The sequence below is a fragment of the Clostridium sp. genome, from assembly GCF_029267215.1.
Lineage (GTDB): Bacteria > Bacillota > Clostridia > Clostridiales > Clostridiaceae > Sarcina.
Map to the genome: position 1 here is coordinate 43,984 of NZ_JARIDH010000029.1, position 11,549 is coordinate 55,532.

The window sequence follows — 11,549 nt, forward strand, 5'->3', positions numbered from 1 at the left end:
AATCATTATATCACAATAATTTTTCTAAAAAAAATGTTGATTTCATTACAAATTTATTATTGTAAGAAATCAACATCTAATTTAAAAAATATAATTACTTAGTAAATACTTTTAAATCTGCTGCTATTTTATCTTTAACTGATTCTCCGTGATGTATTTTGTTTGCTAATTCAACACCTAAAGCCCCTATTAAATCTGGCTGCTGTGCGATTGTTGCTTTCATCTCTCCATTTTCTATAGAATCTTTAGCATCATCATTTCCATCAAATCCAATTACCATAGCCTTTGATCCACTAGCTTTTATGGCTTTTACTGCCCCTAATGCCATTTCATCATTATGAGCAAATACAACTTGTACCTTTGGATTTGCTTGAAGTATATTTTCCATAACTTGAAGACCTTTTTGTCTATCAAAATCTGCAGCCTGAATTGATACAAATTTAAACTTACTATCCTTGTCCATTATATTATGGAAACCTTGTCCTCTATCTCTAGTAGCTGAAGCTCCTGGAATACCTTGTATTTCTACTACATTTATTGGTCCTTTTTCATTTTTAAATTTATCTTCAACGAACTTAGCAGCCATCTCTCCACCCTTTATATTATCAGAAGCTATATGACTTACTATTTTTCCTCCATTAGCTTGTCTATCTAATGTTATTACTGGTACATTCTTTTGATTTGCTACCTCTACTGTTTTTACTACTGCATCACTATCTGTTGGATTTATAAGTAATGCTACAACACCTAATTGAATTAAGTCTTCTACATTTGCTCTTTCCTTAGCAGGATCATTTTGTGAATCTAAAACTACTAAATCATACCCTAGCTTATTAGCTTCTTTTTGAGCCCCCTCTTTCATGTTAACGAAGAAAGGATTATTTAGTGTTGAAACTACCATCCCTATTTTAGGTCTATTATCTCTTCCACACCCAACTAATGAAGTCATAAGCATCATGAGTATTAAACCAACTGAGAATATCTTTTTATTTATACGCATAAAACTCACCTCTTAAGCTTCTTAATTTTTTCTGCTCTTTTTATCTAAAAGTACTGCTATTAATATAACTAACCCTTTTACTATTGATTGATAGAAAGGTGAAACGTTCATAAGGTTTAATCCATTATTAAGTACACCAATTATAAGAGCACCAATTAAAGTTCCTGTTATTGTTCCTTCTCCACCTGCTAATGAAGTTCCTCCAATTACGACAGCTGCGATTGCATCTAATTCAAACCCAGTACCTGCGTTTGGTGAAGCTGATCCTATTCTACTTGTTATGATTACCCCAGCTATTGCTGATGCAAATCCTGATACCACATAAACTAAAGTTTTTATTTTATCTGTATTTATTCCTGATAATCTTGATGCATCTTCATTTCCACCTAATGCATATAAATATCTTCCGAATCTAGTTTGAGATAAAGCATAAACTGCTATGATTGCTATTATTACAGTTATAATTACTGGGATTGGCATAAATCCTATTTTACCATTTCCTATGTTAACAAAACTACTTGGTAATTTTGATATTGGAGTACCATTTGTAAATACTAATGTTGCTCCTCTAAATATTGTCATTGTTGCTAAAGTAACTATGAATGCTTGTAATTTTCCTTTTGATACTAATAATCCGTTTATTAATCCTACTACTATACCTACTATTGCTGCTACTAATATAGCTAAGAATACGTTTCCAGTAGACTTGATAATAGACGCACCTAATGCCCCACTAATAGCTAGTGTTGATCCTACTGATAAATCTATTCCTCCAGTTAAAATTACAAAAGTCATACCAATAGCTATGATTGCATTAACAGAAACCTGAGTAAATACATTAGTTATATTTGATATACTTAAAAATTTTGGAGTAACCATTGTTATTACTAAACAAAGTAATACTAATCCTATAAGAGATTTATATTTTGTTAAATTTTCCTTTACACTTGATTTCATTATGTAACCCTCCTACTCATTCATACCAACAGCTAATTTCATTATGCTTTGTTGATTTGCTTCTTCTCTTTTTAATTCACCAGATACTCTTCCTTCATTCATAACCATGATTCTATCACTAATTCCTAAAACCTCTGGTAAATCTGAAGAAATCATTATTATTGCTTTTCCACTTGCTTTAAGTTCATTTAATAACTCATAAATCTCTTTTTTAGCACCTACATCTATTCCTCTTGTAGGTTCATCAATAATTAGAACCTCTGGTGATAACATAAGCCATTTTGCCAAAATAACTTTCTGTTGATTACCTCCACTTAAATTTTTAATAAGTTGCTTACTACTTGGTGTCTTTATGTTTATTTTTTTTATGTAATATTCTATTTCTTCCGCTTCTTTTCTCTTATTTAAAGATTTATTTTTATTTTCATACTTAGTAAGATTGCATAATGTCATGTTATCTCCAACAGAAAGCCCTAATACGCATCCTTCTTTTTTTCTATCTTCTGAAAGATAGCATATTCCATTTTTAATTGCATCTCCTATACTTTTTATATTAAGTTCTTTTCCATTTAATCTAATAGTTCCACTAGTCTTTTTGTACTCTCCAAAGATAGTTTTTGCAAGTTCTGTTCTACCAGACCCCATAAGTCCTGCAATTCCAAGTATTTCTCCTTGTCTAACATTAAAAGAAGCTCCTTTTACTCCTTCTTTGCAACTTAAGTTTTCAACTTCTAAAGCCATTTCTCCTTTTTTAACTTCTCTATATGGGAATTGGTCTTCTATTTTTCTACCAACCATCATTGCAATAAGTTTATCATTGTCTATATCTTTTATCTCTGCACTACCTGCATACTTACCATCTCTTAAGACTTCAACTCTATGACATATTTTAAATATTTCTTCCATTCTGTGTGATATGTATATTATAGCAATACCTTTTTTTCTTAAACTCTCTATTACTTTAAAAAGGTTTTCAGTTTCAACATCAGTTAAAGCTGTTGTAGGCTCGTCCATTATTATAATTCTAGCATTTTTAGTAAGAGCCTTAGCTATCTCTATCATTTGTTTTTCCCCAACATTTAAAGTTCCAACAAATCTATTAGGATTTATATTACATCCTATTTGTTCTAAAAACATATTACTTCTTTCTTCCAAAAGTTTTTTATTTATTTTCCCAGTAAATTTATTATACTTTTCATTTCCTAAAAATATATTCTCTGCTACTGTTAAATTATTTAAAACACTCAATTCTTGGTGTATTATTGTTACTCCAGCTTCTTCTGCCGCCTTTATTCCTTTTATTTCAACTTCTTTTCCTTCAATAAAGACTTTTCCTTCATCTTTTTTATATACACCACTTAAGATTTTCATTAAGGTGGATTTTCCAGCTCCATTTTCACCCATTAAAGCTGTAACTTCTCCACCATAAGCCATTAAACTAACATTATCCAAAGCTTTAACACCTGGAAAGGATTTTGATACCCCTTCCATTTTTAACATAGGTGTTCTTTCTTTCATTTCATGCACCTCCTAAAAATCTATAAAACTCTATATGAACCACACTCTTAATATTTAACAGAATGTCTAACTAAAAACCTTCTTAAAAAACAACTCCTGACTTTAAAATTATGTTTGCATAAGGAATTTGTTCTCCTGTTCTTACCACAGCTTTACAATTTTTTAATTCTTTTTTTAATTCTTCATGAGATATAAATGTTAACTTAACATCACCAATCTCAGATTTTATCTCCTCAAATAATTTTGGACTTATTCTTTCTGTTTCTTCAGCAAGAATAACCTCTTCAACTTGTAATTCAACCAATATAGCTTTTAATGTTTCTAAAAATCCTGGAACCCCTTTAATTAAAGCTAAATCTATTCTTTCAGTTTCATCTGGTATAGGTAATCCACAATCTCCTATAGCCAACATATCAGTATGTCCCATTTTTGAGATTACTGAACTTATATTACTATTTAATAAACTTGTTTTTCTCATTCTAACACCACCTATTATTTTTTAATTCCCCTATATTTCCATATATTTTACAAAATCTACTTGACTTATTTTTAAATTATTTCAATCTTTTATCAAAGCTAATTATTATTATAAAAATATTCTATTACTTATAAATTTCTAATACTTCATTTAAATATGGTATTGAAGGTTGAGCCCCTTTTCTTTGAACAGCTATTGATGATACCTTGTTTCCAAAATTTATTGCTTCTTTTAATGTTTTTCTTTCAACATTATTTATATCTAGCTTAGAACTTAATCCTCCAATAAAGCTATCTCCTGCTGCTGTTGTATCTATTGCATTAACCTTATATGCTGGAATTACATCACAGAAATCTTCTCCTATCAAGGCAGCTCCATTCTCACCTAAAGTTATTATTACAAATTTAACACCTTTTTCTAAGAATACTTTTCCTGCCTTCTTAGCATCATCTAAGTTTTTAACCTTTACTCCAGTTAAAACTTCAGCTTCAGTTTCATTTGGAATTATTAAATCTGTATATTTTAATAACTCATCATTTATTTTTTTAGCTGGCGCTGGATTTAAGATTGTTATTTTATCATAATTTTTTGCCATTTTAAAAGCTTCTAATGTTATTTCTTCTGGTGTTTCAAACTGAGATATTAAAATATCACTATCTTTTATAATATTTTCAGTTGATTTAATCTCTGAAGAATTTAAAGTCATATTAGAGCCTGAATTTACTATAATAGAATTATTTCCACCTTCGTTAACCATAATTAATGCCATTCCTGTTGGCTCTGTTTTATCCTCAAAAACATATTCAACATTTATATTATCATCTATTAATTTATTTCTTAATTCAGTTCCATTTTCATCTTTTCCTATTTTAGATATCATAGATACTTCTGAACCACATCTTTTAGCAGCTACAGCCTGATTAGCACCTTTTCCTCCAGCTATTTTTTGAAATGATTTTGAAAGTATAGTTTCACCTATTTTAGGCATGTCTTTAACCTTTAAAACTAAGTCCATATTCATACTACCAAGTACACATACTTTATTCATTCTTACTACCTCCTTAGTTAACCGTTTTACTAAATCGATTAACTATATAATAATATATTTGTAAACGTTAATCAAGAGTTTTTTCAAAAAAAATAAAAAAAGAGTGTAGTTTTTTATCTACACTCTTAAAATACGCTTACTATCTCTCAACAAGTTCATACATCTCTTTAGCTCTATCAACATACATAATGCCATCTAAATGGTCTAATTCGTGTTGAAAACATCTAGCTAAAAGATCTTGAGCTTCGTAAACTTTTAATTCACCTTTTTCATTTAAAGCTTGTATTCTAACTGCTTTTGCTCTTTCTACTAATCCTTCGTGCATTACATAGCTTAAACAACCTTCATAATCTTCATAAGTCTCTTTTGATGCACCTATTATTTCTGGATTTATAAGAACATATTCATTCTCTCCATCTTCAAAATTTATATAAACAACTCTTTTATTAACTGCTATTTGTGGGGCAGCTAATCCTATCCCTTCTACAGTAGCTAATGTATCCTTTAAATCTTGAATTAAATCTTTAACTTCATTAGCATCATTAACAGGATCACAAACTTTCTTTAAAGCTTCATGTCCTAATTGAACTATTTTCTTAACAGCCATCTAATTTCTCCTTTCAACTTCTCTATACATATATTAAAACATAAAAACTTAAAATTTTCACTAATAAATTATATGATATGCATTATAAAATAATATTGGCCATCTTTATAAAGTCACCTTTTATACTCTCGTAAAGATAGCCAATATTTACACAATTATCATAAATATTAATAATGATATTAAGCTTAAACATCCACTTAATATGCATATGTATGATACTATTTGTTTTACATTCATACCTTTTTCTAAAAGTCTATAGTGTATTTGACTTCTATCAGCTTCATATACAGGTTTCCCAGCTAAAAATCTTTTAAATACTACAAAGATATTATCAAATATAGGCACTCCTAAAGCTAATACTGGCACAAAAATAGATATTATTGTAGCTTGTTTAAAAGCTCCTTCTAAAGCTATTATTGATAAAATAAAGCCCAAAAAATTTGCTCCTGAATCTCCCATAAACACCTTAGCTGGATGTATATTATACATTAAAAATGCTAATATAACTCCAATCAACGTTATAGACATGTATGCTGAATTTATCTGTCCTTTTGTAATAGCAACAATGAACATTGTCATTGCCGAGATAGAAGCTAAACTTCCTGCTAATCCATCCATTCCATCTGACCAATTTATAACAGTAGTTATACCAAAAATCCAAGTTATGGTCAGAATATATTGTATCCAATATGAAAACAAAATAAATTCTCCATTTAAAGGATTAGTTATTCCCCTAAAAACAATTCCAATTTTAAAAACCATAGTAGCTGCTAACATTTGGATTACAACTCTAGGATATATAGGGAATTCCTTTCCTAGTCCTTTATAATAATCATCAACTATTCCTATAATAATTACTAAAGTAGTCGCTAAAAATATTACAATTATATCCTCAACTTTTTTTTGGTAATTTATAAAAAATGGATAGGTAAGAAAAAAACCTATATACATAACTATACCACCATTTAAAGGCGTTAAATCTTTATGTTTTTTTCTATTATTAGGCTTATCTACAAATCCAATCTTATTTGCAACGCTTATAAACTTTGGCATTAACAAACATACTATTATAAAACTTATATTTAAGGCAAAATAATAATTTCTCATTTTAACTCCAAATTAAAATTTTATTTTTATTAACTATTATTCCCCTTTTTAAGTTATATAATCACATTAATTAATTTATAATCTTATCTATTTACTAGTTATTTTTTAAACAAACTGAGAATACATGACAAGGTGTTTTACCCTCTTCTTTCTTCTCATATTTTCTAACTATATCTCTTATTTCTTTATTAAATTCTACAAACTCTTCATCACTTAGATAAATATTTTTATAATTAAATCCTATTGAACTTTCTGCATTTCCATCATCAACTTTATCAGAAATTATCTTTATAGTTTGCTCTTTTGAAGTATCATAATATTCACTTAAAATATTAAGAATTTGAGACTTATAAACTTGTTTCACTTCTTTTTTTATTTGATTTCCTTCAATATTAAAACTTTCTGCAGTTAAATAATAGTACTTTGCTATTATTCCTTTTATTTCTTTTGTCTTAACAAGTTCTAAAATACCCGCTTTTTCTAATTTTTTAATGTGGTAATGAACTTTTGCTGGTACTTCCCCAAAAAAATCAGCAATTTCCTTTACTGTAGCAGACTCTTGATTATTTCTAAGATAAGTTATTATCTTAAGTCTATATGGATCTGAATACGCTTTAATTTGTTCTAAAGTTGTTAAATTCATAACACTATTCATTTTTAGCCCCCCTCAAATTTCGATATAATATTTTACTTATTATACCATATTTTATAAATAGTTTACATCCATTAAAATTTATTAAATCTTTTAATAGATTAAACATTTATTTTCTTAATAAAATTATACATTTTATTCAAAAAATAGTAAAGAAAAAAGGCTAATCTTGATGTTTTATTAACATAAGTTAGCCTTTTTTATTAAATTATTTTTATATTATCCTCTTTGTTCAATCATAGACTTAACTTTCATAAGTCTTGTTAAAGCACTTCTCTCATTTTCATCAAGTTTCATTCTGATGTATCTGATAGTTTCTTTAAGCTGAGGAATAGTCATATATTCAAGAGCGTTAACTCTTCTTCTTGTCTTTTCAATTTCATCTGCCATAAGCTGGCCAGACTTCTCAACTTCTGCAAGTTCTAGTAACTTAGGTAATATACCATATAACTTTGAAATTGCATCATCAAGTTCAGCTGAAGTATTCATAAATCCATAAGGATAAATACTACCTTCATCACCTTCTAATTTTCTTTTGAAGTTCATTATAGGCACATTTACACTCATTATGTTCTTATTACCAACTTCAACCTCAATCTCTTCTTTAGGGTATGCTATAGCTTCCTCTAGGAACTCTGAACTCATAACAGCTCTAGCCATAACGAAGTCTTTTAAGGAACTACCAAGTTCCTTTTCAACTTCATCTCTTAGCTGGTTATTATATTTTATAAGGTTGATGAACTGTCTCATTAACTCATCTTGCTTATCTTTTAATAATTTATGACCTCTTGTTGCTGTTGCTAATCTTTTCTTTAGCTTTGAGAGTTCCATTCTAGTAGGATTGACATTTAATCTTTGTGCCATTCTTACTCATCCTCTCCAACAGGCATATACTTCTCAAGATACTCATCTCTAATTCTCTTAAGCTCTGTTCTAGGTAAGATCTTAAGTAATTTCCATCCAAGATTTAGAGTTTCCTCTATTGTTCTATTAGTTGTGAAACCTTGTGAAACATATTCATTTTCAAAAGCTTCAGCAAACTTAGCATAAGATTTATCTACGTCTGATAATGCAGATTCTCCTAAGATAGCAGCAAGTTCTTTTGCTTGTTTACCTTGTGCATAAGCTGAGAATAACTGGTTCATTGTATCAGCGTGATCTTCTCTATTTTTTCCTTTACCAATACCTTTATCTTTAAGTCTTGATAATGATGGTAAAACGTCTATTGGAGGCATAATACCTTTCTTATATAATTCTCTTGAAAGTATTATCTGTCCCTCAGTAATATATCCAGTTAAGTCTGGAATTGGGTGAGTTTTATCATCCTCTGGCATTGTTAGTATTGGAATTTGAGTTATTGAACCCTCTTTTCCAACTAATCTTCCTGCTCTTTCATATAATGTTGAAAGGTCAGTATATAGGTATCCTGGATATCCTCTTCTTCCTGGAACCTCTTTTCTTGCTGCAGAAACTTCTCTTAAAGCTTCACAGTAGTTTGTTATATCAGTCATGATAACAAGAACATGCATTCCTTTTTCATATGCTAAATACTCTGCAGTAGTTAATGCCATTCTTGGAGTAGCTATTCTCTCAATAGCTGGGTCTGATGCTAAGTTCATAAATAGAACTGATCTGTCTATAGCTCCAGTTTTAGTAAACTCATCTACGAAGAATTCAGCTTCTTCGAAAGTGATACCTATAGCAGCAAATACAACTGCAAACTTAGAATCTGAGTTTAAAACTTTTGCTTGTCTTGCAATCTGAGCTGCTAACTCTTTATGTGGAAGACCTGAACCTGAGAAAACAGGAAGTTTTTGTCCTCTAACTAGAGTATTAAGACCGTCGATTGCAGAAATACCAGTTTGTATAAACTCTGATGGATAGTTTCTAGCAACAGGGTTTATAGCTTCTCCATTTATATCTAATCTTTTCTCTGGTATTATGTTTGGACCTTTATCTTTAGGTCTTCCCATACCATCGAATACTCTTCCTAACATATCTTCTGAAACACCAATTTCAAGTGGTCTTCCTAAGAATCTTACTTTTGTATTTTTAAGGTTTATTCCTGCTGATCCTTCGAAAAGCTGAACCATAGCTTTATCTCCATTAACCTCAAGAACTTTACCTCTTCTTAACTCACCAGTTTGCATTTCTATTTCAACTAGCTCGTCGTATTTAACACCTTCTACGCCTTCAACAGCCATTAAGGGTCCTACAACTTCAGTAACTGTTTTATATTCTTTAAGCATTAAGAACACCTCCCTCGCTGATTAACTTGTTCATCTCTGATTTTAATTCAGCTAAGATTTCATCCATCTTACCTATTTCTTCTTCTGAGATGTACTTACTTCTTGCTATTCTATCTCTAACTTCAAGTTTTAATATCTTATCTAAGTAAACTCCAACCTCTAAAGCTTTTTTAGCCTCATGCATAAAGCTTATAATTAAGTTTAACATTTTGTATTGTTTATTTAATGAAGTGTATGTGTCATTCTCATGGAATGCGTTTTGTTGTAAGTAGTCTTCTCTTATTGACTTAGCAACTTCAAGTTTTAATCTGTCACCTTCTGAAAGTGCATCCATACCAACAAGTCTAACTATTTCTTCTAAGTTAGCTTCCTCTTGAAGTAATGCCATAGCTTCAGTTCTTAAAGCTGACCAATCAGAAGCTACATTTTCATCCATCCACTCGCCCATTTTATCTAAGTATAATGAGTATGATGATAACCAGTTAATTGATGGGAAGTGTCTCTTATATGCTAACTGTGCATCTAGTCCCCAGAAAACTTTAACTATTCTTAAAGTTGACTGTGTTACTGGCTCAGATATATCTCCCCCTGGAGGTGAAACTGCTCCGATAGCTGTAACCGCTCCTTCTCTTCCATCTTTACCTAAAGTTATAACCTTACCTGCTCTCTCATAGTAATCAGCAAGTCTTGATCCTAAGTATGCTGGATAACCTTCGTCTCCTGGCATTTCTTCAAGTCTTCCTGACATCTCTCTTAAAGCTTCTGCCCAACGTGAAGTTGAGTCAGCCATTATTGATACTGAATATCCCATATCTCTGAAGTACTCAGCTATTGTTATACCAGTGTATATTGATGCTTCTCTGGCAGCAACTGGCATGTTAGATGTATTAGCTATAAGAACTGTTCTTTTCATTAAGCTTTCGCCAGTCTTAGGGTCTTTAAGCTCTGGGAACTCATTAAGAACGTCAGTCATCTCGTTACCACGCTCTCCACATCCAACATAAACAACTATCTCAGTATCTCCCCATTTAGCAACTTGGTGCTGGACAACTGTTTTTCCTGCTCCGAAAGGACCTGGAACTGCCGCAGCTCCACCTTTAGCTACTGGGAAGAAAGTATCTATAACTCTTTGTCCTGTAGTCATTGGTTCTACTGGATTTAACTTTCTTGCATACGGTCTACCTTTTCTTACAGGCCATTTTTGCATTAAAGTTAATTCTTTGTCTCCATTAGTAGTTTCAACTATTGCAACTACTTCTTCAACAGTGAATTCTCCAGCTTTTATTTCTTTTATTTTACCTTCAATTCCATAAGGAACCATTATTCTTTGAAGAACAACTGGTGTTTCTTGAACTGTTCCTATTACGTCACCTGAAGCAACTTCTTCTCCAACTTTAACTGTTGGTTCGAAAGCCCATTTCTTTTCTCTATTTAAAGATTTAACTTCTACCCCTTTACTTAAGAATGCAGAATTTGCTGCTTTCATAAAAGCATCTAGAGGTCTTTGTATTCCATCGAACATTGACTCTATAAGTCCTGGTCCTAATTCTACTGAAAGTGGTTCACCAGTAGTTATAACTGGGTCCCCAGGTCCAATACCTGATGTTTCTTCATATACCTGGATTGAAGCCTTATCTCCTCTCATTTCGATTATTTCACCGATAAGACCTTTTTCTCCAACTTTTACAACGTCATATACATTAGCTTCATCCATACCTTCAGCTACAACTAAAGGACCTGAAACTTTGATAATTTTCCCCGTTTTCAAGTTATCTACCTACTTTCTATAAAATGTTAACGCCGACCGCTTTTTCAACGTTATCTGATATTCTTTGTTTTCCTATATTTAGAGTTCCTTGATTGCTTGGAATTAATATTACAGCAGGAAGTACTTGTCTTGTATATCTCTCGATAGTTTCTTCTATATTCTTAG

The 11,549-nt window shown here is 30.8% G+C and carries 12 protein-coding genes; all 12 read right to left on the reverse strand.

What is annotated here, in order from left to right; translation table 11 throughout:
- Positions 1–94 precede the first annotated feature (94 nt).
- Complete coding sequence (gene rbsB, locus Q1K13_RS04635) at positions 95–1,000, reverse strand: ribose ABC transporter substrate-binding protein RbsB (protein ID WP_300348044.1); 906 nt, start codon at positions 998–1,000, stop codon at positions 95–97.
- A gap of 21 nt (positions 1,001–1,021) precedes the next feature.
- Entirely contained in the window at positions 1,022–1,957 is a 936-nt protein-coding gene (locus Q1K13_RS04640; protein WP_300348046.1) for an ABC transporter permease, read from the reverse strand.
- 12 nt (positions 1,958–1,969) lie between these two features.
- On the reverse strand, positions 1,970–3,475 hold the full coding sequence (locus Q1K13_RS04645) for a sugar ABC transporter ATP-binding protein (protein WP_300348047.1): 1,506 nt from the start codon (positions 3,473–3,475) through the stop codon (positions 1,970–1,972).
- Positions 3,476–3,557: 82 nt separating this feature from the next.
- A complete protein-coding gene (rbsD, locus tag Q1K13_RS04650) occupies positions 3,558–3,953 on the reverse strand; it encodes a D-ribose pyranase (protein ID WP_300348048.1) in 396 nt (131 codons plus the stop codon).
- 124 nt (positions 3,954–4,077) lie between these two features.
- Positions 4,078–5,001 carry a ribokinase gene (gene rbsK, locus Q1K13_RS04655; protein ID WP_300348049.1) on the reverse strand — a complete coding sequence of 308 codons (924 nt, stop codon included), beginning with the start codon at positions 4,999–5,001 and terminating at the stop codon, positions 4,078–4,080.
- Between the two features lie 139 nt (positions 5,002–5,140).
- Positions 5,141–5,608, reverse strand: a complete 468-nt coding sequence (gene def, locus Q1K13_RS04660) for a peptide deformylase (RefSeq protein ID WP_300348050.1) — start codon at positions 5,606–5,608, stop codon at positions 5,141–5,143.
- A gap of 147 nt (positions 5,609–5,755) precedes the next feature.
- Entirely contained in the window at positions 5,756–6,715 is a 960-nt protein-coding gene (locus tag Q1K13_RS04665; RefSeq protein ID WP_300348051.1) for an MraY family glycosyltransferase, read from the reverse strand.
- Between the two features lie 94 nt (positions 6,716–6,809).
- Positions 6,810–7,370, reverse strand: a complete 561-nt coding sequence (locus Q1K13_RS04670) for a winged helix-turn-helix domain-containing protein (RefSeq protein WP_300348053.1) — start codon at positions 7,368–7,370, stop codon at positions 6,810–6,812.
- Between the two features lie 216 nt (positions 7,371–7,586).
- Positions 7,587–8,231 carry a V-type ATP synthase subunit D gene (locus tag Q1K13_RS04675; RefSeq protein ID WP_003449608.1) on the reverse strand — a complete coding sequence of 215 codons (645 nt, stop codon included), beginning with the start codon at positions 8,229–8,231 and terminating at the stop codon, positions 7,587–7,589.
- A gap of 2 nt (positions 8,232–8,233) precedes the next feature.
- On the reverse strand, positions 8,234–9,616 hold the full coding sequence (locus Q1K13_RS04680; RefSeq protein ID WP_300348058.1) for a V-type ATP synthase subunit B: 1,383 nt from the start codon (positions 9,614–9,616) through the stop codon (positions 8,234–8,236).
- A complete protein-coding gene (locus tag Q1K13_RS04685; RefSeq protein ID WP_300348059.1) occupies positions 9,609–11,384 on the reverse strand; it encodes a V-type ATP synthase subunit A in 1,776 nt (591 codons plus the stop codon). Before Q1K13_RS04685 ends, Q1K13_RS04680 begins: the two co-directional genes overlap by 8 nt.
- A gap of 16 nt (positions 11,385–11,400) precedes the next feature.
- A partial coding sequence (locus tag Q1K13_RS04690) for a V-type ATP synthase subunit F (RefSeq protein ID WP_300348060.1) occupies positions 11,401–11,549 on the reverse strand: 149 nt, incomplete at its 5' end.